This is a genomic window from Bradyrhizobium sp. AUGA SZCCT0431 (assembly GCF_018131065.1).
In the GTDB taxonomy this organism is placed as follows: Bacteria; Pseudomonadota; Alphaproteobacteria; order Rhizobiales; family Xanthobacteraceae; genus Bradyrhizobium.
In genome coordinates this window covers 108,466-130,042 of sequence record NZ_JAFCLR010000006.1, presented here as the reverse complement: position 1 = coordinate 130,042, position 21,577 = coordinate 108,466, and the positions used below count along the sequence as shown (strand labels likewise).

The 21,577-nt window shown below is 62.1% G+C and carries 11 protein-coding genes; 10 read left to right on the top strand and 1 reads right to left on the bottom strand.

Annotated elements, in window-relative coordinates:
- Positions 1–12: 12 nt before the first annotated feature.
- The 4 genes from JQ567_RS07435 to JQ567_RS07420 all read left to right on the top strand — a co-directional run bounded on the left by JQ567_RS07435 (position 13) and on the right by JQ567_RS07420 (position 4,768).
- Positions 13–1,044, top strand: coding sequence for an ABC transporter permease (locus tag JQ567_RS07435; protein ID WP_212438209.1), 1,032 nt, complete (start codon positions 13–15; stop codon positions 1,042–1,044).
- The gene (locus JQ567_RS07430; protein ID WP_212032481.1) at positions 1,041–1,889 is read left to right on the top strand and encodes an ABC transporter permease; all 849 of its coding nucleotides are present in this window, start codon (positions 1,041–1,043) and stop codon (positions 1,887–1,889) included. The genes JQ567_RS07435 and JQ567_RS07430 overlap by 4 nt, the downstream gene beginning before the upstream one ends.
- The gene (gene nikE, locus JQ567_RS07425; protein WP_212438208.1) at positions 1,886–3,553 is read left to right on the top strand and encodes an ABC transporter ATP-binding protein; all 1,668 of its coding nucleotides are present in this window, start codon (positions 1,886–1,888) and stop codon (positions 3,551–3,553) included. Before JQ567_RS07430 ends, nikE begins: the two co-directional genes overlap by 4 nt.
- Before the next feature lie 909 nt (positions 3,554–4,462).
- A complete protein-coding gene (locus JQ567_RS07420) occupies positions 4,463–4,768 on the top strand; it encodes a hypothetical protein (RefSeq protein WP_212438207.1) in 306 nt (101 codons plus the stop codon).
- Positions 4,769–4,855: 87 nt separating this feature from the next.
- On the opposite strand, the gene JQ567_RS07415 is transcribed toward JQ567_RS07420, so the two are convergent.
- Positions 4,856–5,224 carry a hypothetical protein gene (locus JQ567_RS07415; protein ID WP_212438206.1) on the bottom strand — a complete coding sequence of 123 codons (369 nt, stop codon included), beginning with the start codon at positions 5,222–5,224 and terminating at the stop codon, positions 4,856–4,858.
- A 414-nt stretch (positions 5,225–5,638) separates the two neighbouring features.
- On the opposite strand from JQ567_RS07415, the gene JQ567_RS07410 reads away from it, so the two are divergent.
- From JQ567_RS07410 to JQ567_RS07385, 6 genes are all read left to right on the top strand, one after another.
- Positions 5,639–6,787 carry an amidohydrolase gene (locus tag JQ567_RS07410; protein WP_212438318.1) on the top strand — a complete coding sequence of 383 codons (1,149 nt, stop codon included), beginning with the start codon at positions 5,639–5,641 and terminating at the stop codon, positions 6,785–6,787.
- A 263-nt stretch (positions 6,788–7,050) separates the two neighbouring features.
- Positions 7,051–9,423 carry a TonB-dependent siderophore receptor gene (locus JQ567_RS07405; protein ID WP_212438205.1) on the top strand — a complete coding sequence of 791 codons (2,373 nt, stop codon included), beginning with the start codon at positions 7,051–7,053 and terminating at the stop codon, positions 9,421–9,423.
- 376 nt (positions 9,424–9,799) lie between these two features.
- On the top strand, positions 9,800–10,030 hold the full coding sequence (locus JQ567_RS07400) for an MbtH family protein (protein WP_212438204.1): 231 nt from the start codon (positions 9,800–9,802) through the stop codon (positions 10,028–10,030).
- A gap of 20 nt (positions 10,031–10,050) precedes the next feature.
- Positions 10,051–10,806 (top strand): thioesterase II family protein, encoded by a 756-nt coding sequence (locus JQ567_RS07395; RefSeq protein ID WP_212438203.1) that lies wholly within the window; start codon positions 10,051–10,053, stop codon positions 10,804–10,806.
- Complete coding sequence (locus JQ567_RS07390; protein WP_212438202.1) at positions 10,775–11,743, top strand: TauD/TfdA family dioxygenase; 969 nt, start codon at positions 10,775–10,777, stop codon at positions 11,741–11,743. The genes JQ567_RS07395 and JQ567_RS07390 overlap by 32 nt, the downstream gene beginning before the upstream one ends.
- 51 nt (positions 11,744–11,794) lie before the next feature.
- Complete coding sequence (locus JQ567_RS07385) at positions 11,795–21,577, top strand: non-ribosomal peptide synthetase (RefSeq protein WP_212438201.1); 9,783 nt, start codon at positions 11,795–11,797, stop codon at positions 21,575–21,577.

Below are 21,577 nucleotides of genomic sequence, written 5' to 3'. Positions count from 1 at the left end.
CCGGCGGGTACGATGGCGGCCTTTGGAGCAACGGTGATACGGGCGGGCAGGCGTTTCCTGTCCTCGCTGCCGGCGCTGTTTGGCGTGCTCGTCTTCACCTTCCTCTTGATGCGCGTGCTGCCGGGCGATCCGGCGGTGTTCTTCGCCTCCGGACCGAATTCCGGCAAGGAGGAGATCGAAGCCATCCGCAAGCAGATGGGTCTCGACAAGCCGATGCCGGAACAATTGGCGCTCTATTTGTACGACGTCGGCAGCGGAAACCTAGGCCGGTCGATGATGACCGGCCAGCTCGTGACCAAGGATCTGCGCGAGCGACTGCCGGCCTCGCTCGAACTCACCTTCACTGCATTGCTGATCGCGCTGGTGTCGGCGGTGCCGCTTGGTGTACTGGCGGCCCTGAGACCGGGCTCCATCATCGACCACGGCGTGCGGTTTTTCTGCGCGCTCGGCGTCTGTGTGCCGACGTTCGTTTCGGGCCTGTTGCTGATCTATGTTTTCTATTATCTGCTCGGGCTCGCGCCCGATCCAACTGGGCGGGTCGATATCTTCGCGTCACTGCCGCCAAGGCGGACCGGCTTCCTGTTGATCGACTTCCTGCTCGCAGGCGACATCGATGGATGGTGGGCCGCCTTCAGACAACTGATCCTGCCGGCACTGAGCATGGCGCTGTTCGTGGTGGCGCCGCTGGCGCGCATCACGCGGGCCTCGATGCTGGTCTCGCTCGGCAGCGATTTCGTGCGTACCGCACGTTCCGTTGGTCTTCCCTGGTGGCGGGTCGTCGTCACCTATGCACTGCGCAACGCCATCCTGCCGGTCATCACCATCGCAGGCATCGTGTTCTCGACCATGCTCGGCGCCAATGTCCTGGTGGAGAAGGTGTTTTCCTGGCCAGGCGTCGCCTCCTACGCGCTCGATGCGCTGCTCTCCTCCGATTATGCGCCGGTGCAGGGCTTTGTGCTGCTGATGGCCACCGTGTTCGTAATCGTCAATCTGCTGGTGGATATCCTTTACGGCATCGCCGATCCACGGGTGACAATCGGATGACCTCAGCAACACTTCGCCATGCCGGCTGGATTTTGCGCGGCAACCCGCTTACCGCCGTTGCCGCTACCGGAGTCTTCCTGCTCACGCTGATCGCGATTTTCGGACCGTGGATCGTGCCGTATGATCCGATCGTCTCGAACGTGTCGCAGGCCCTGATGCCGCCGAGCGCGGCGCACATCGCCGGCACCGATCAGCTCGGCCGCGACGTGTTCAGCCGCCTTATCGTCGCGGCACGGCTCGATCTCGCCATCGCCGTCTCGGCGGTCGGAATCTCCTTTGCCATCGGCGCCGTCATCGGTGCGATCTGCGGCTATACCGGCGGCCGGCTCGATCGCGGCGTCGGCCGCTTCGTCGACGTCGTGATGGCCTTTCCGCTTTTCGTGCTGGCGATGGCGATGGTCGCCGCGCTGGGCAACCGGGTCGAGAACATCATCATCGCGACCGCCATCATCAACCTGCCGTTCTACATCCGCTTTGCGCGGGCGGAGGTGAATGTCCGCCGCAATGTCGGCTGGGTCGAAGCAGCGCGCGCTTGCGGCGACAGCCACCTCTCGGTCGTGCTGCGCTTCCTGCTGCCGAACGTGCTGCCGGCCATGGCGGTGCAGATATCGCTCAATCTCGGCTGGGCGATCCTCAATGCGGCCGGACTGTCCTTTATCGGTCTCGGCGTCAAACCGCCGACGCCGGAATGGGGCATCATGGTTGCCGAAGGCGCGCGCTTCATTTCGACAGGCAAATGGTGGCTGGTTGCGTTCCCCGGGTTGGCGCTGATGCTGACCGTGCTGTGCTTCAACCTCCTCGGCGACGGCGTGCGCGATATTCTCGACCCCCGCATGCGCACATGACACCATCGCTGCTGGCATTAAACGACCTGCACGTCACCTTCTCGACACGGCGCGGGCTCGTCGAGGCGGTGCGCGGCGTAACACTGTCGCTCGGTGCGGGCGAAATGCTCGGCCTGGTCGGCGAGAGCGGTTCGGGCAAGTCCGTGACGGGTTTTGCGATCACGCGGCTGCTCGATGCGGCCGGCCGTATCACGGCAGGCAATATCCGGTTTCGCGGGCAGGACATCACGCGGATATCAGGGAGTGATTTCCGTCATCTGCACGGCGCGGCGATGGCGATGATCTTTCAGAATCCTCGCGCGGCGCTCAACCCAATCCGCGCCGTCGGCGACCAGATCGCCGATGCCATCACGGCGCATAAGCGAATGCCGCGGGATCAGGCGCGCGCGCAGGCGCTGGAACTGTTGCGCGCCGTGCAAATCCGTGATCCCGAAAAGCGGATGGCCGCTTATCCGCACGAACTCTCCGGCGGTATGTGCCAGCGCGTGATGATCGCGATGGCGATTTCCTGTAATCCCGCACTGCTTATCGCGGACGAGCCCACTACCGGCCTCGACGTTACGACGCAAAAGGTCGTGATGGATTTGTTGACCGGGATTGCCGCCGAGCGCGGTATGGCAACCATTCTGATCACCCATGACCTCGGTCTCGCCGCCCGTTACTGTCGTCGCGTCGTGGTGATGGAGCAAGGCCGGCTGGTCGAGGAGGCCGAACCGCTGACACTGTTCCGAGCGCCGCAGCATTCCTACACCAAGCGCCTTGTGGCGGCTTCGCCCACGGCGACGTCCCGGATCGCGGATTTGGTGCCGGAAGAGGAGAGGGGCCGCGACGTGGCGATCCAGATCGCACCCAAATCGCCGGCTGCACCGGGTACGCCGCCGCTGCTGGAGGTACAGAAACTCGCAAAGCGCTTCGATCAGGGGGCCCCGGCGGTCGCGGACTTTTCGATGATGATCAATGCCGGCGAGAGCGTCGGCTTGGTCGGCGAGTCCGGTTCCGGCAAGAGCACGACGTCGCGCATCATCTGCCGGTTGATCGATCCGAGCGAGGGCGAGATCGCGTTCGAGGGACAGTCGATCGGCCATATCCCGGCCCGCGATTTTCACCGCTCGCCGTTTCGCAAGGATATCCAGATCGTCTTTCAGGATCCGAACGACAGCCTCAACCCGCGCTTTACCGCCTTTGACTGCATCGCCCATCCGTTGTTGCGGCTGGGTGGCATGCGCCCCGGCGATGCGCTGCGGCAGCGGGTGGAGGAGTGTGCACGACGGGTCGGATTGGGGGTCGAATTGCTGACGCGCTTCCCGCATCAGCTTTCGGGTGGCCAGAAGGCCCGTGTCGGCATTGCCCGCGCCATCGCCTGCCGGCCGCGCCTCCTGGTGCTGGACGAGCCGACGGCGGCGTTGGATGTATCGGTACAGGCGGTGGTGCTGCAACTGCTCGACCGGCTGCGACGTGAGGATGGCTTGGCCTTCCTCTTCGTCAGCCACGACCTCAACGTCGTTCGCATGATGTGCGACCGGACCATCGTGCTGCAAAATGGCCGCATCGTCGAACAGGGCGAGAGCCGGGCGATGTTCGACAATCCGAAAACCGCTTACACACGCGAGCTGGTTGAAGCCGTGCCGCATATCGAGCTGGAACTGGCTGCGTCCGTAACCTGATATTGACGGGCGCAAAGTCGCAGAGTCGCTTTCGCCGACCCCCGATAGGCCGACAAGTCCGGCACCCGGCGGCCAGCGCGGTGTAGAGCGCGCGGGCGAGATCGGCAGGGCTTTGGCGTTCCAGGCTTTGGCGTTCCATCCCGTATGGTCCTCTTTTACGATGCGCAATGACGGCGGAGTGCGGCAAATCAACCCGACGGGCAAATCACTTCGAATTTCCAGAAATCGTGTCAATCCCCAAAATAAAAAAGATTTCGCTTTTCCAGAAGGCCAAATCAGGAGCATATCTATCGCCATCCCGTCCTGCTCAGAGGGGCGTTGGCCATCGTCGCGAACGTAGGACGGGGATGCGATGGACGTCGATGTTGCGACTGACGAGCGCGACAGAGGCGTACGGCAAAGACGCGTGGTCCTGATGCCCCGTATGCTGGCGTCAAGCGCCCGATAGGCTAACGCCTGGAGGGAGCGACGGTGACAACGAGCACGGCCCGACCGGGGAGATCGCGTTATAAGCCGTAAAGCCATTGCGCAGGGAAGGCTGGGTGTTCTCCGCTGCCCTGTATGCTCGTGTGCACCTTGTTTTGTGCAAACCGCACACGAGACCGCGGGTGCAGCGCGCACCCGGTCTTCCCTGCGCCCTCTCAATCGAGGGCAAGGAATCTCTGGCAAGCTCGGGCATATCAGGCCGCGAGATCGCAGATTCATGTCCGCGTGTTCATGCTGGCAACCTGTTCTTTACAGTTTCGAGCCATTCAAAGTTTGGAACGCAGGCGATAGCTTGATGGCGATCACATCAGGGCGTATCGATTTCCCTGCGCTGACGGGTTGACCGCGCAGAGTTCGTTCTCTGAGCGCCTTGTGGCCTCCGCGGCCGCCCGCCATGGCGTGAACGAGAGGATGCGAGTAGTCATGCAGCAAGATACTGATAGCGAATCTGCCAGCGTCGAGATGCATCGGTCCATCATGATCGCCTTCTGCGATGTCCTTCGCTCCACCCAGCTGCCGCCGATGACGGTAATGAGTCTCGCTGCGTCCGCTCTCGGTGCCGTCTACAAGGAAGTCGCCGATCAGCATCGGTGTGATGGCGGATGCACCTGCGGCTGGAAACCGAATCTGCGTGCGGATGTCGAAGCTCTGCAGGCAGCGCTAGCGTCAAAAATACAAGCTGCCCCGTCGGCTGATTTGCGCGTCATGCAGGCAGTCGGACGCGCATGAGTCTTGATGTGCGATCCCGGCCGACCTGTGCTTAGCGGTTGGCCGTCTACGCTGATCCCGCGGTCTGCTTCGTGAATCTGATGATGTTCACGGCCGGTGATCGTTAGCGTCGATGAGGCCGGATCGAAGGCGTGCCCCAAGCCTGTGCTCGCCGGTATGCTTGCGTCGGGCGCCAAAATGGCAAATGACGGCATCGAGGCTTTCGCCGGGCATTCGCAACCTGCGCCCATGCTCGGCCAGCCAGACCTCGATCGTTGCGATCGACGCCTTCCCAAGCCCGGGTATTTCCGAAAGCTCCTGCTTTGTGTGCAACGATAGTATTTCCGGCAGGAAAGCAGCGCGATCGGCCGTGTGCCGTACCACCAACGGTGCGTACGGCGCATTTTCCGTCAACTGAATGATCCGATCCGGTAAAACTGATTCAGACTTAATGGTTGTGCTCTTTGTCTTGGCCATATGAGACAGACTCACCTTTGACATGACGGGCAGGCTGAATTGGATCGCTTCTAAGTCTGCTCGCAAAAAAGCGCGGTTGCGTCAAATCTCACGGCGCATTCATGCGTGTGCGTTGCCGGAGAGGTTTGGAACATTTCTAATGGTGACAGGACGTTCGGCTTGTTGCTCCAATGACTGGCTTTTTAAGCAAGGCGCGCGAGCGGTTTGGATCGTTTTCGATGGTTCTTTCAAATTGTTCTAAGCTTGGTTCGATGCCAAATTTTGATCGATTCAAGATCGGCATCACCCGATGCTATCGTCCTGATGTGAGTGACAACGATCGGGTTGCTGTCCTTGCGACTCGTTCCTGGTGTTATGTGATGTCATCAACGCCCGAAACCGGGGCCTATTGAGCTGAACGTGATGAGCATGAGCATGTTTTTGGCTGAGCGGGAATTGACGGAACTGATTGCGTGGCGGCACGAGCTCCACAGCAAGCCTGAACTGTCAGGGCAGGAAGAGAAGACCGCGCAAGCCGTACAGGCGCTTCTCCATGCAACTGGTGCCGACAAGGTCGTCACGGGACTTGGCGGGCATGGCCTGCTCGGGATCTACCAAGGAGATGCGCCTGGCCCGACGATCATGCTTCGCGCCGAGCTGGATGGATTGCCGATTCAGGAAATCTCGACTCTGCCGTATCGGTCGTCGGTACCAGGAAAAGCGCATCTTTGCGGTCACGACGGCCACATGACGATTTTGGCGGCAGTGGCGCGCGGCTTGGGCCGTCAACGTCCGCAACGAGGGCGTGCCATACTCCTGTTCCAGCCGGCGGAAGAGGATGGATCTGGCGCCGCTGCCGTCCTCGCCGACGAGAAGTTTGAGCAGGTGCAGCCCGATTTTGTGTTCTCGTTGCACAATTTGCCGGGACTTCCCCTTGGGCAAGTTTCGATCGCCGAGGGGCTGGTCAACTGCGCCTCTCGCGGTATGCAGATCAAACTTTCCGGGGGAACCTCGCATGCGTCAAGCCCCGAACTCGGCGTTTCGCCGCAGGCAGCCATCGCGAGGCTGTTGGGCGAGATCGATGCGCTCGGACGGGGCGGAGCGCTCGACGAAGATTTTTCGATGGTGACGGTCACCCATGCGAGGCTGGGGGAACCGGCGTTTGGCATCTCGCCTGGTCATGCTGAGGTCTGGGCGACACTCAGGACGCTGACCGATTCGAAAATGGACGCCCTTCGCGCGCAGGCCGAAAGCCTGGTCCAGAGCGTGGCGGCAAGCGAAGGTCTGAAGGCGGAGATCATCTATCGCGATGTGTTCAATCATTGCATGAATGACGCGGCGGCCGTCGCCCATCTCCGGAACGCGCTGGATGCAGAAGGCGTGCAGTATTCCAGGCAGGGGCTGCCGATGCGGGGGTCGGAGGATTTTGGACGTTTCAACTACCGGTCAAAGGCCGCGATGTTTTTCCTGGGGGCGGGCACGCGGCATCCCGGCCTGCATCAGCCGGACTATGATTTTCCGGACGAATTGATCGAAATAGGCTCGCGGGTCTTCATCCGTGCATTACGTAATTTGTTGGGATGAGATGGCGCGCAGTTTGGAATTGACGTTTGATAACTGACGTCCCGCACGTGATTCAGTTTCGCGCGCAGCTTGCAAATTTAGAACGCTTAAAAATTCAGGTGCAACAATTTAGAACGATTAGAAACTATGCGGTGTTGCTCGATCGCCACTGATGCAATCTGTTGTGCGCACGTAACGTTACCTTAGATGGCTTCTACTCGCTGTTTCCCCTCGCGAAGATAGAACGGCCTCAGGGACCTGCTTATGGGCTTTGGGGTGGAAGTATGACGTATAATATTGCGGCCAGAAATATTGTGCGCGCTGTTTCGTTGGGCGCGGTAAGTTATCTTGCTCTTTCTCTCGATTTTGCCAGCGGTCAGAAAGCGTTCGCGCAGAGTTTGCCGCCCGTCACAGTGGATGCTCCGGCGCAGCAGCGAGCGCGGCCCGCGGCACGGAGGTCGCAAACGTCCACGTCGCGCGTGCAACGCCGCGTCGCTGCGCCGGCGCCTCGCCGCGTCGAACCGGTTCCCTATGTAACGCCTTCAACCGGAACTCTCGGTGCGCCTCCGGCCCCCTATGCGGGCGGACAGGTCGCGTCGGGCGGAAGCCTCGGACTTCTCGGCAACCGCGGCGTGATGAATACGCCGTTCAACCAGACCAGCTACACAGCGGAGTTGATCGCGAATCAGCAGGCGCGCACCATCCGCGACGTGCTGGCGAACGATCCTTCCGTCAGAGTGGTACAGGCGGCAGGAGGCGGCGCCGACAGTCTGTTCATCCGCGGCTTCTACTACGACAGCGGCGATTATAGTTTGAACGGTCTGGCCGGAATCGCACCATACTATTCCACGGGTGCGAATTTCGTCGAACGCGTCGAGGTCCTGAAGGGCCCGAGCGCCTTGCTCAACGGCATGACGGTTGGCGGCACCGGTGCAACGAGCGGCGGCGCCGTCGGCGGCACCGTCAATCTGATCACCAAGCATGCTCCGGATGTCGACATTACGCGGCTGACGGGGACCTATGTTTCCCAATCGCAGTTCGGACAGATCACCGATGTCAGCCGGCGATATGGCGAGCACAAGGAGTGGGGCGTCCGGCTGAACAGCACCTATTCGAATGGCAATACACCGTGGAATCGCCAGACCGACGAATTCGGCAATGCGGTTCTGGGCCTGGACTATCGGGGCGAGAACGCGCGCGTGGAAGTCGATATCGGCTACCAAGCGGACAATCTGAATCCGCCGATGCGTTTTTTCAACGTGCCTACGACGACAACACTGATTCCCCCGCCGCCGAAGCCCGGTCACAATTTCCAGGTTCCGTGGGCCTACTACGCGCCGACGGATTTTTTCACGACCGTGAGAGGCGAGGTGGACCTTGCCGACAACCTGACCGCCTATGCGGCGTTCGGTTACCACGACAGCAACATCAACTATGCATACCCTTCGCCGAATATCTCCAACACCGTGCCGGGACAGTTGACGACTCCCCCGGGAGCATTCCAGTTGGGAGGCTTATGGTCGCGCCCGTTTATGGGGAAGGAGACGTTTGAGACGTATGCGGGTGAAGCGGGCGTTCGTGCAACGGTCGACACGGGTCCCGTCAGACATGCCTTGAACTTCAACTATTCGGAGAACGACCGAACCTATAACCAGCAGATCCGGACGCGTTCCGCCAATCCGCTGACTGACATTATCTTCTGGAATCTCTACACCGAGCCGACCAATATTCCGAAGCCCAACTTCACGACATTGTCCGCAAGTCAGGTCACCGGTGTGAACCTGAAGAGCTTTGGCGTGTCGGATACGATGTCGACGTGGAACGATCGGGTCCAGTTGACCGTCGGTGTTCGTCGCCAGACCGCAGGGAGTGAGATAAACAACCTATTCGCGACAGCGGCTTCGCCGAACCGGCCGTTTCAGTCTGAAAGCTTGTGGACCCCGGCCTATGCTCTTGTCGTGAAACCGGTCGAGAACATCTCGCTTTACGCGAACTATATTGAAGGGCTTCAGACACCGGCTGTGGTTGGCGGCGCGTTCGCCAACGTTGGTACGGTGTTTCCCCCCGGCAAAACCACTCAGGCTGAAGCCGGTGTGAAGTTCGATACGGGCCGCTTCACCACGACCCTGAGCATGTTCGAGATCGAGCAGCGGAGCATTATCGCCGTAGGAACGGGTGCGACGGCGACCCAGCAACTCAACGGCAGGCAGCGCAACCGCGGCACCGAACTCAATGTGTTCGGCGAGATCGCGCCTTGGTTTAGGGTGCTCGGCGGCGTGGCTTTTATCGAGGGCAAGCAGGTCAACACACCCAATGGAGTAACTGACGGCAGGACGGCCGTCGGCGTTCCCTCCTTCAACGCCAATATCGGTGCGGAGTGGGATACGCCGCTGCGTGACCTGACGCTCACGGGCAGGCTGATCTATACCAGTTCGCAATATGTCAACGTCACCAACACACTGTCCATACCGGAATGGACGAGGTTCGATCTTGGGGCGAGATACACGCTGACGTCGCCCTGGAACGGCAAGCCGATCGTGATCCGTGCCAACGTCGAGAACGTCTTCAACAAGTCCTATTGGGCCTCGGCCTATAGCGGTGTGATCACGCTCGCCGCCCCGCGTACCTATCTGGTGTCGACGACGTTCAACTTCTGAGCGCTGCGTCACTCTCATCACCGGCAATTCGTGCCGTCGCGGACCCCGTCCGCGGCGGCATTTTCTTGTTCGGATGTTGTGCCGTTCGCATTCGGCGGAGTTGATGACAATGTGATGAAAAAAAATGCCGAGAGTTTGTGCGGGTTTATCGAGAACGAAAATGTTCCAGCTCGGAAGATTAGAATTCGCCAAAATATGGATCGCTTTGCAAATCAGTCGCTTGTTGAGCGCACCCTGCGGCTACGCGGAGGTTGTACCGTTCGCTTACTCGCCACCTTGGAGCTATTAAAAACTGCGTCGCCGATATTGCTTTGACCATCATTTGCTTCTGACCTAGTCAAACGGCATTGCTTCGTTTTCTGAAAGGTGCCGGGCCATGATGGTTTTTGACAGAGAAGACGTCACCTTCACCGTCGTCATCAATCACGAAGAGCAATATTCGATCTGGCCGACGTTCAAGGACATTCCGAACGGCTGGACGGCAGTCGGCAAGACCGGCACCAAGAAGGAATGCCTCGATCACATCGAGCAGGTGTGGACCGACATGCGTCCGTTGACGCTGCGCAAATTCATGGACGAAGCGGTTCCAGCGCCGAAATCGGCTTAGCAAACGGAGCCCGTCTTCCGATGCGGCTTTTTTGTCTGCCTTACTCCGGCGGCAGCGCCATGTTCTATGCACGGTGGCGCAGGCTGCTGCCGGCGTGGATCGACGTCCGGCCGGTCGAGTGGCCCGGACGCGGCGCGCGCATGGACGAGCCATTGGCGACCGATCCCCGCGAACTCGCCGCGCAATTGGCCGGGGAGATTCACGCCCGGCTTGAGGGTCCTTACGCGCTGTTCGGGCACAGCCTCGGCGCGCTGATTGCGTTTGAAGTTGCCCATAGCCTGCTCGATCGCGGCGCACCGGCGCCCGCCATTTTCTTCGGATCGGGCACGGAGGCACCGGCCGTTCGAGACGGAAGCAAATGGCGCCTGCCGCTGAGCGACGATGCGCTGCTGAGGGAGCTGCGCAATCTTCAGGGGACGCCCGACGAAGCACTGGCGAATGCGGAGCTCATGCGATCGGCGTTGCCGGTGTTGCGCGCCGATTTCCTGATGTGTGGTGCCTATACCTATCGGCCGCGGTCTCCGCTGCCGTGTCCCATCCACATCTTCGGCGGCATCGACGACGAGACCAGCCGCCAATCGCTGGAAGCCTGGCAGCAGGAGACCTCAGCCGAATTCGCGCTCGACATGCTGCCGGGACATCACTTCTTCATTCACACGCAGCAAGCCGAACTGCTCGACCTGGTCGGATCGGCCCTGGCCCGGCAATCGGGACGGTCGATTGGTTCGCATTGGAGCAAGGATCATGAGCGCATTCTCCGTCCTGCCACTCGTTGAGGGCAAGAGCCTTCCGTTGTTGCTGAAGGCCGACAAGGCCGGGCAGCCGCTCGGCGCGGCGCTTCCGATGTTGCGCGAAACCATCGCCCGGCATTTGACCGATTGCGGCGGCATCGTGTTTCGTGACTTCTCTCTCGATGGCCCCGACGCGTTCCGGGCTTTCGCGGCCGATTTCGGCCATCCGCTGCTCAGCTACGAGTTCGGATCGACGCCGCGCTCGCAGGTAACTTCCGGCGTCTACACGTCCACCGAATACCCGCCGCACCAGCATATCCCGCTGCATAACGAGCAGGCCTATACCCGGGATTGGCCGATGAAGATCTGGTTCTATTGCATGCAGCCGGCACAAGAGGGCGGCGAGACGCCGATCGCCGACAGCCGCGCGATCTATCGTGACATGCCGTCAGCCATTCGGGAGCGTTTCGCCGAAAAGGGCGTGATGTATGTCCGCAATTACGGCAACGGGCTCGATGTCGACTGGCAGCAGGTGTTCGGCACCGAGTCCCGGTCGGAGGTCGAGGCCTATTGCGCCCGGCACGACATCGACTGCGAATGGAAAGAAGACGGCGAGCTGCGTACGCGCCAGATCTGCCAGGGCACGGCACGTCACCCCGTGACGGGCGACTGGGTCTGGTTCAATCAGGCTCATTTGTTTCACGTCTCGAATCTCGAGCCGGAGGTGCGTGAGGGCTTGCTCGACGTCGTCGGCGATGAGGTCGAGCTGCCGCGCAACGTGTTCTACGGCGACGGGTCGCGGATCGACGACGAGACGCTGACCACCGTGCGCAACGTGCTGGAGGCGCACAAGATCAGCTTTCCCTGGCAGGCCGGCGATGTCGTCATGCTCGACAACATGCTCACCGCCCATGCGCGCGCGCCGTTCAAGGGCCCGCGCAAGGTGATCGTCGCCATGGCCGAAGCACATCGGCAGAGCTAATCGTCCCTTGCTGCCCGCGAGGCGAGAATTTCCGGACTGGATTTCGAGAAAATGTATCAAGACAATCTCGTCGAACGACTACGTGGCCACGCAGCGTTGCGTCCGGATCGGGTGGCGTTGCGTTTTGTCGATGGAGATGATGTCGCCGATGAACTGACGTTCGCCGCGCTTGACGCCCGGATAAGGTCTGTGGCGGCCCAGTTGCAGCAATTGGGCGGCGCGGGCGAACGAGCGATCATCCTCCTGCCCAGCGGGCTCGACTATGCCGTGGCATTCTATGCCTGTCTGTATGCGGGTGTGATCGCGGTTCCGGCGTATCCACCTGAGGGGGCTGCCGATCGCTATGCGGGCCGTCTCAACGGCATTCTGCGCGATGCGGCGCCACGCTCCATTCTGACGGGATCGAATCAGCGTGCTGGCGTGGAAGCAGCGCTTCCCGGACTGACCAATGTCCGGATTATCGAGGTCGATGCGATATCGTCTGAATTCGCTGCGGAATGGCGAGAGACAAGCCCTGCGCCGGATGCCGTCGCTTTCCTGCAGTACACGTCGGGGTCGACGTCGCAGCCGAAGGGGGTTTGCGTCTCGCACGCCAATTTGACGGCTAACGAGAAGGCCATCCAGGCCGTCGCAGGAGGAACGCTCGACGATGTTTTCGTCAGCTGGCTGCCGCTCTATCACGACATGGGACTAATCGGTGGACTGCTGAATCCACTGTTCACCGGCTTTACCGCTGTCTTAATGTCGCCGCGCAATTTTCTCGAGCGGCCTCGACGGTGGCTTGAGGCTATCGACCGTCACGGCGGAACGATCAGCGGTGGACCCGATTTTGCCTACGCGTTGTGTGCTGATCGGGTTTCCGATGACACGATCGGCCGGCTCGACCTGAGCCGTTGGAGATTCGCATTCTCCGGCTCGGAGTTTGTCCGCAAAACCACGCTTGAGAGATTCGGTGAGCGATTTGAGCGGACCGGTTTTGATCGACGCGCGTTGACCGCCTGCTACGGTCTGGCTGAGGCGACGCTGCTGGTGACGGCAGGAAGCCCAACGACCGAATCCGTCAACCATACGCTCGATACAGTGGCGCTCGCGGCGGGTCATATTGCGAACGCCGGTGAAGGCACCGACCTGGTCGCCTGCGGTCAGACGGTCGGCGATCATGTCACGTGCATCATGCGCACGGATGGATCGACGGTCACAGAGGCTGACGAGGTCGGCGAGATCTGGGTCGCCGGTCCCAGCGTTGCGCTCGGGTACTGGAATAATCCGGAAGCCACGTCCAAGGCATTCGTCGAGCGGGATGGCATGCGCTGGCTGCGCACCGGAGATCTCGGCTTCATTCGGGACGGCACGCTGGTCGTCACCGGCCGGCTCAAGGATCTCCTGATCGTTCGTGGTCAGAACGTCTATCCGACGGATGTCGAGCAGGCGGTCGAGGCCGACGTCAAGTTGGTTCGCAGCGGTCGGGTGGCCGCTTTTGCGGTCGAGATCGACGGACGGGAAAGCATTGGAGTCGCGGCCGAGTTCAGCCGTGTTGTTCTCAAGCGCAGCGATCCAGAGGCTCTTGCTCAGGCTATCGGCGAGGCTGTGCTTCGACAGGCTCAGGAATATCCGGCTGTCATCATCCTGTTGAATCCGCAGGGGATGCCGCTGACGACCAGCGGGAAGCTGCAGCGTTCGGCCTGCAGCGCGCGTTGGGCCGACAACACGCTCGACAGTTTCATGGTCTTCGAAAGAGGGCGTCGTCGCGATGGCGCCGCATTGACGGCGCCCGCGGGCGATACCGAGCGCGCCCTGGCGTCGATCTGGCGCGACGCGCTCGGCGTGCAGGCTGTCCACCGAGAAGACGATTTCTTCGTATTGGGCGGAAACTCGATCACGGCCGGACAGACCGCCGCCGCGATCCGCGAACGATTCGGCGTCGAGCTGGAACTGCGCAGCTTCTTCGACGCGCCGACGCTCGCAGCCTTCGCAGGCCGGATCGATACCCTGGTGGGGGAAGGCGCGGGGCGGGCTCTCCCGCCGATCCAGCGGGCGGCGCCGGCAAGCCGCATGATCTTGTCCCATGCCCAGGAACGGCTGTGGTTTCTCTGGAACATGGACCCCGGCGGAACGGCCTACACGGTTGCCAGCACGGTCCGTCTCAAAGGAAAGCTCGATCATGCCGCCTTGTCGTGGGCGATTGCGGAAATCGTCCAGCGCCATGAGGTGTTGCGCACCACGTTTGTCGCGCAGTGGGGCCGCGCAAGGCAGGTGATTCACGACTCCCTCAATGTTGGCATGCGGCACGAGGATCTCCGCTCATATCCCGCGCGCCAGCGCGCCGAATATGCCGCGGAGTTCGGCCAGACCGAACTCGCCAGATCGTTCGATCTCGTCAACGGACCGTTGTTGCGAGCGGCCCTGTTGCAGTTCTCAGACGACGAGCACGAATTGTTGCTGCTGGCCCACCACATTGCCGTCGATGGCTGGTCCCTCAACGTGATGCTCCAGGAGTTGGCGGGGCTTTATCGCAGCTTCATCCGGGAGGACGCTGGTCCACCGCCGGTACCGATGATTCAATATGCGGATTTCGCAAGCTGGCAACGCGATTGGCTCGCGGGAGGTGAGGCAGGCCGGCAGCTAGCTTATTGGCGCTCAAAGCTGGGTGACACGCACCCGGTGTTGGCTCTGCCCCATGACCGGCCGCGTCTGGCGACGCAAAGCCATGGCGGAGATACGATTGGCCTTGCGATCGAAGGCGCGCTGGCCTCCCGGCTCCGCGAGATCGCGGGAAAACATCGCGCGAGCGTCTTCATGCTGCTGCTCGCGGCGTATCAGGCACTGCTATATCGCTATACCGGCCAGAGCGATGTGCGCGTCGGTGTACCCGTAGCCGGGCGTCGTCATGCGCAGCTCGAACGATTGATCGGTTGCTTCGTCAATACGCTGGTGCTGCGTGCGGAATTCGTCGATGGAGCGACGTTCCCGGACCTGCTCCAACAGGTCAAGGAAGCGGTGATCGAAGCGCTATCCCATCAGGACCTTCCGTTCGAAGCGCTGGTCGACGGTCTGCGGCCGGAACGCAGCGGCGGTCACAACCCGCTGTTTCAGGCGAAGTTCAACTATATGAAGGCGCCCAGTGGATTTGAGGGCGTCGAAGGGCTGGTCGCCGAGATCGACATCCTGGACCTCGCGGGCTCGCACTTCGATCTCGCGCTCGACATCGTCGATGGCGCCGGTGGCATGAAGGCGACCTTCAACTATGCCACCGATCTTTTCGACGCCGCGACGATCGCGCGGCTGGCGGCGCAGTTCGGCTCGCTGCTCCGTCAGATCGCAGAAGATCCGGAGCGCCTTGTCTCGGACTTTGTGATCGATGCTGCGAACCGGCAGGTGGTGCCAGGCCAGACTGCTGCGTTTCGATTCACCGATGTGCTCAGCCTTTATCGTGCATCGACGGTCGATCGGCAAACCGCGGTCGCCATCCAATGCGGCGGCGAGACATTGACTTTCGCCGACCTCGAGCGGAAGTCGAATGATATCGCCCGCACCCTCGCTGCCAGAGGCGTGACACGGGAAACGCCAGTTGGGCTCTGGATCGAGCGCTCGCCGGCATTCGTGGCGGCGCTGCTCGGCGTGCTCAAGGCCGGCGGCGCCTATGTGCCGCTTGATCCGAAATGGCCGGTGGAACGGGTCCGAGGCATCCTGGCGGATGGCGGGATCGAGATCGTGTTGGCGGCCGGTGAGAAGCTGGCCGAGGCGCTTACGCTTGATTGCCTTGTGCTCGATGCGGACGCCGAGGCCACCTCCGAAGAGTTAGTGAGCGTGCTTCCGGACAGCACGATCCATCCGGCGCAGACCGCTTATGTGATCTACACGTCGGGATCGACCGGAGCGCCCAAGGGCGTCGCCGTGTCGCACGGTGCGCTGGCCAATTATGTCCAGGCCCTGCTGCAACGCGTGCAGCCGTCGCCGAGTGCAAGCATGGCGATGGTTTCTACCGTCGCGGCCGATCTCGGCCACACCGTGCTGTTCGGCGCACTTGCCTCCGGGGCGACGCTGAATCTATTGGTTCCGGAAGCCATCCTCGATGCGGATTTGTTTGCGAAGGCGATGCGGGATGGCGACGTCGGCATTCTCAAGATCGTGCCCAGTCATCTGCGCGGCCTGTTGCAGGCGTCACGCTCGGCCGATCTCTTGCCCCGCGAGGTCCTGATTCTCGGCGGTGAGGCCTGCGACGCTGATCTGTTGAACGAAATTCGTCAATTGCGGCCGCAATGCCGAGTTCTCAATCACTATGGTCCGACGGAAACGACGGTCGGGGCGGTTACGCATGAATGGGAGCCTGCAGGTGAGGCAGGTTCGGTTCCGATCGGCTTGCCGCTCGCCAATCTGCGCGCCCATGTGCTGGATGATGCGCTGAACGAGGTGCCCATCGGCGTCATCGGTGAACTCTATATTGGAGGCGCCGGGCTCGCGCGGGGTTATCGTGGCCAGCCCGGCCTGACCGCCGAACGCTTCGTGCCGAATCCGTTCGGGCCGGCCGGGGAACGGCTGTACAGGACGGGGGATCGGGTTCGTTGCGATCAGTCGGGGCGGTTGGTGTTCCTCGGACGTGGCGACGATCAGATCAAGTTGCGTGGCTATCGCATCGAGCTTGACGAGGTGGCGCGCGCGGTCAAGGCGTTGCAGGAGATCGATGACGCGGTGGTGATTGCCCGCGCCATCGGGACGGACGCCGAACGGCAGGAGCTCGTCGCGTATTGCGTTCCCCGCGCCGGCTTGGCGCCGACGGCGGAGGCAACCAAGCAGCAACTGGCTGCCGTCCTGCCGGAATACATGGTGCCGTCGCGGGTCGTTCTGCTGGAGCGCCTGCCGCTGACGCCAAACGGCAAGGTGGATCGCAAGGCGCTGCCGGAGCCGGATCAAGACACGATCGTCGCGAACTACTCGGCCCCCGAGGGAGCGACCGAAGAGGCGATCGCTGCGGTCTGGCGCGAGGTGCTCGGCCGGGAGCAAATTGGCCGCAACGACAATTTCTTTGAACTCGGCGGCGATTCAATTCTCAGCCTGCAGATCATCGCGCGGCTGCGCAAGCGTGGCATTCGTCTGACGCCGAAACAGGTCTTTGGACAGCAAACCGTGGCGCGCCTGGCAACGGTAGCGACGATCACAACGGTGCCTGTCGCAAGGAAAGAGAAGTCGAAGTCGGAGACCATCGCCGGGAGCGACCGGGTAACCGGTGGGCATCGCCTGCTGCCGATCCAGACCCGCTTCTTCGATGAGGACGCCGGCAACCGGAGTCACTGGAACCAGGCCGTGCTGCTGGTCCCGCAGTCGCGGCTGGACTGGGAGCTGCTGCGACGTGCGCTCGCTGCGGTCGTTGATCATCACGATGCGTTGCGCTTGCGCTTCGAGCAGGTGGACCGCACGTGGCGGGCAGAATATGGCGCAGCGCCGGCGCCGTCAGACTTGTTGTGGGTTCGCACCGATGTCGGCGACGCGGCGCAGGTCACGGCGATTGCGTCCGCCGCGCAGGAGAGCCTGTCGCTGTCATCGGGTCCCTTGTTGCGCGCGGCAGCAATGGATCTTGCCGATGGCAGTCAACGACTGCTGATCGCGATTCATCATCTTGCGGTTGACGGCGTGTCGTGGCGGGTTCTGCTGGAAGACCTGGCCGCAGCTTACGGCCAGCTGAAGCAGGGCGCTGCCACTGTTTCGCTGCCGCCGAAGAGCGAATCCTATGCGTCGTGGGGGGAGCGGCTGCACGCCTATGCGGCCGCCCCGGAGCTCGCCGATGAGCTGTCGTTCTGGCTCGCGCGCGGAGCGGATACAACTCTGCCATGCGACAACGATCACGGTGGTCCGGATCTCGTCGGGGACGGTGATGAGGTGTCGTTGATCCTCGATACCGAATTGACGTCGAGGCTGCTGCGGGAAGCGCCATCCGCCTATCGGACGCAGGTCAATGATCTGTTGCTGGCGAGCCTGGTGCGCGCCGTCTCGCGCTGGTGCGGGCTCGAAGGTTTGACGATCGAACTCGAGGGGCATGGCCGTGAGGACATTTTTCCCGGGACGGATATTTCCCGCACGGTGGGCTGGTTTACAACAACGTTCCCGGTGCGCCTCCATGGTGGATCAAGCGACGACGCATCACTGATAAAATCGGTCAAGGAAAATCTCCGCGCCGTCCCGAACCGTGGACTTGGCTACGGCGTGTTGCGCTATCTCGGTTCAGAGGAGCAACGCAACGCGTTGGCGCGACTGGCGGAACCGCAGATCGTGTTGAACTATCTCGGCCGGTTCGACGGCAGCGTGGGAGCTTCCTCGCTTTTCGACTTCGCACCTGAGAGTTCAGGCCCATCACGAAGTGATGCCGCTCGGCTGAGGGGCTGGCTGAACATCACAGGTCAGGTGCGCGAGGGGTGTTTGCTTCTGTCCATTGGATACGGGCGCAAACGTTATCGGCGGGAGACAGTCGAACGGCTGGCGCACATGTACGAGACCGTCCTGCGCGAACTGGTGACGCATTGCTGCAGCGGTGCATCTGGCATGACACCGTCCGATGTTGCGTTGTCCGGCCTTGATCAGGCCGATCTCGACCGGCTGGGGACTGCTCTGGACCTGCGCGGTGTCGAGGACATCTATCCGCTTTCGCCGATGCAGCAGGGCATGCTGTTCCACGCGCTCCGGGATGGTGCTGACGACGTCTATGTGAACCAGGTCGGGCTCGAAGTGTTCGGCTTCGATGCCGGCAAGCTGAAAGCGGCGTGGCAGGCGGTGAGCGACCGGCACGCCGCATTGCGGACCGGATTCGTCTGGGAGCATTTGTCGGGCTCAGCGCAGCAGGTGGTATATCGCCATGTGGCGGTGCCCTTTGTCGAGGAGGATTGGCGCGATCGGGTGGCGGCGCTGGAAGGCGGCGGCGAACGCGCCGAGCTGGATGCCGCGCTGGCCGAAGTATCACGGCGTGAGCGTGAAAATGGTTTTGATGTCTCGCGCCCCCCACTGCAGCGGGTGCGTTTGATCCGGCTCGATGACGCCAGGCACTGGCTGATCTGGACCCATCATCACATCTTTATCGACGGCTGGAGCTCGGCGCGGCTGGTTGCGGAGGTGCTGCAGCATGTGAGCGGCGGCACGCTGCCGACTGTGCAAGGCAATTATCGCGACTATATCGCATGGCTGCAAGGCCGGGATCATGTAGGAGCCGCCGCGTTCTGGCGCGATGCGCTGGCAAAGCTTGATACGCCGACCTTGCTGGCGAATGCGCTGGCATCGAACGGCATGGCGCCGGAGGCCACAGGTCACGCCAGCATCGCGCTTGCGGTGAGCGCGGAATTGACCGAACGGTTGAAGTCATTTGCGAAGCGGGAGCGCGTGACCCTCAACACGCTCGTTCAGGGGGCGTGGGGGCAGCTGTTGCGGCGGCGTTCGGGGCAGGGCGCAATCTCGTTCGGGGTGACAGTATCGGGCCGTCCGGCGGAGCTGGCAGGCTCCGAGGAGATGGTCGGCCTGTTCATCAACACGCTGCCGATCGTCGACGCACCAAACCCGGAAGCCAGTGTCGGCGATTGGCTGCGCCAGTTGCAGGAGCAGAACCTGGCCTTGCGCGAGCACGGCTGGACGCCGCTGTACGAGATCCAGCGTCTTGCCGGTCATGCCGGGCAGACCCTGTTCGACAGCATCTTGGTGTTCGAAAATTATCCGATCGATGAAGCGTTGCGGAAAACCGGCGAGGGCGGTCCTCGCCTCGGGCGCGTGGAGCACGTCACGCCCACCAACTATGCGCTGGCGGTCGCGGTGTTCGCCGGAGCGGATGCGCTCAATCTGGAGTTCAATTACGACCGGGCCCGTTTCGACGCAGCCGGGATCGGGCGTCTGCGCGACAGCTTGCGCGGATTGCTGGAGCTGATCGCGGCCAATGCCGAGCGGCCGGTGGGTGAACTCGGATTGCCCGACCATGATGAAGCAAGGCGAATTCTGGACTGGAGCGGTGCCACGAACTTGGTGGCATCGCGGTCTTCCTATGTCGGCGTCGTCGCGCAGATCGAGGCGCGGGCCGCGCAGGCGCCTTCGTCGGTCGCACTGGTGTGGGGCGAGACGTCCGTCAGCTATGGTGAACTGAACGCGCGGGCGAACCGGCTGGCGCGGCGTCTTCGTCGCTGGGGCATCGGTCCGGATCGGCTGGTCGGTCTGGCGCTGGCGCGTAGCCCGGACATGATGGTCGCACTGCTGGCTGTCCTGAAGGCCGGCGGCGCCTATCTTCCCCTCGATCCGGACTATCCGGACGATCGCCTCGCCCACATGCTGCGCGACAGTGCGACGAAGCTGGTATTGACGGAAAGCGCGCTGCTCAAGCGTTTTGCGCCAGTGCTCCGCGACACCGGGGTCGAGGCCTTGCGCCTGGACGAGCCGCAGCAGTGGCGCGCCGGTGACGATGCAAGCAACCTCGATTTCGAAATCCACCGGGACAGCCTGGCCTATGTGATCTACACCTCGGGTTCGACGGGAACACCGAAGGGCGTGGCAGTCTCGCACGGACCGCTCGCCATGCATTGCGAGGCGATCGGCCGGCTGTACGGCATGAACTCGGGCGATCGGGAGTTTCAGTCGGCTTCGATCAATTTCGACATCGCCCACGAAAGATGGCTGGTGCCGCTGATGACAGGCGGGTCGCTCATCCTGCCGTCCAAGCCAGGTCTGCTGATCGACGACCTAGTCGGCGAAATCGAGCGTAATTCGGTCACGGTACTCTTCCTGCCTCCGGCCTATGCCGACCAGTTGAGTGAAGCGTTGCGGCACAGCGGCCGACGCCTTTCGCTGAGAGTCTGCATCGTGGGCGGCGAGGCCTGGTCGGACACGGGAATTAGGGCGTTTCGGCGGGCTGTCAATGCCGGTCTTCTGATCAACGCTTATGGTCCGACCGAGACCGTGATCGCGCCAACGGCATGGACTGTCGACGAGGCTGCGTTGACGCCGGGTCAGTACGCGCCGATCGGACGGCCCGTTGGTCTGCGGTCCGCCTACATTCTCGACGCTGAACTCAACATGGTCCCGCCCGGCGTAACCGGCGAGTTGTTCATCGGTGGTGTGGGGCTGGCACGGGGCTATCTGAAACGCGGCGCACTGACGGCGGAACGGTTCATTCCGGATCCGTTCGGTGGTAGCGGCGGGCGTCTCTACCGGACCGGTGATCTGGCGCGGTGGCGGGCTGACGGCGTGATCGAATATGTCGGGCGCGCGGACCATCAAGTGAAGATTCGCGGTTTCCGGATCGAATTGGGAGAGATCGAAGCGCGTTTGCTGGAGCAGCGCGGCGTAAGCGCCGCCGTCGTGGTGACACGCGAGATAAGGGCGGGACGTCAGCTGATCGCCTACGCAAGCGGCGAGCGGACGCTCGACGGCGAGGCGCTGCGCCAGGCGTTGTCGGCCATGCTGCCCGACTACATGGTTCCCACGACAATCGTGGTGCTCGAGCAACTGCCGCTGACCCCGAATGGCAAGATCGATCGGCGAGCACTGCCGCCACCAGACGAGGACGCAGCGGCGCGTCGCCGTTATGCGGCGCCCGAGGACGAAATCGAGATCGCGCTGGCGAAGATCTGGACCGAGTTGCTTGGCGTCGAGCGGATTGGACGCAATGATCATTTCTTCGAGCTCGGCGGACACTCATTGCTTGCGGTGCGGCTGCTCAGCCGGGTGTCGCAGGATCTCGGCGTATCGATCCAGATTTCAGATCTGTTCGTTCATCCGGAGCTCGCCCAGTTCGCCCGGATCGTTTCGATCAGGCTGATCGAACGTGAGTTCGATGCAGAAGAACTTCAAGATCTGATCGCATCGGGATTGTGA

What these genes read in the sequence shown, in the direction of transcription:
- JQ567_RS07435 (WP_212438209.1), top strand. Translation starts at nt 13, where the DNA reads ATGGCGGCCTTTGGAGCAACGGTGATACGGGCGGGCAGGCGTTTCCTG.
- JQ567_RS07430 (WP_212032481.1), top strand. Translation starts at nt 1,041, where the DNA reads ATGACCTCAGCAACACTTCGCCATGCCGGCTGGATTTTGCGCGGCAAC.
- nikE (WP_212438208.1), top strand. Translation starts at nt 1,886, where the DNA reads ATGACACCATCGCTGCTGGCATTAAACGACCTGCACGTCACCTTCTCG.
- JQ567_RS07420 (WP_212438207.1), top strand. Translation starts at nt 4,463, where the DNA reads ATGCAGCAAGATACTGATAGCGAATCTGCCAGCGTCGAGATGCATCGG.
- JQ567_RS07415 (WP_212438206.1), bottom strand. Translation starts at nt 5,224, where the DNA reads ATGGCCAAGACAAAGAGCACAACCATTAAGTCTGAATCAGTTTTACCG.
- JQ567_RS07410 (WP_212438318.1), top strand. Translation starts at nt 5,639, where the DNA reads ATGTTTTTGGCTGAGCGGGAATTGACGGAACTGATTGCGTGGCGGCAC.
- JQ567_RS07405 (WP_212438205.1), top strand. Translation starts at nt 7,051, where the DNA reads ATGACGTATAATATTGCGGCCAGAAATATTGTGCGCGCTGTTTCGTTG.
- JQ567_RS07400 (WP_212438204.1), top strand. Translation starts at nt 9,800, where the DNA reads ATGATGGTTTTTGACAGAGAAGACGTCACCTTCACCGTCGTCATCAAT.
- JQ567_RS07395 (WP_212438203.1), top strand. Translation starts at nt 10,051, where the DNA reads ATGCGGCTTTTTTGTCTGCCTTACTCCGGCGGCAGCGCCATGTTCTAT.
- JQ567_RS07390 (WP_212438202.1), top strand. Translation starts at nt 10,775, where the DNA reads ATGAGCGCATTCTCCGTCCTGCCACTCGTTGAGGGCAAGAGCCTTCCG.
- JQ567_RS07385 (WP_212438201.1), top strand. Translation starts at nt 11,795, where the DNA reads ATGTATCAAGACAATCTCGTCGAACGACTACGTGGCCACGCAGCGTTG.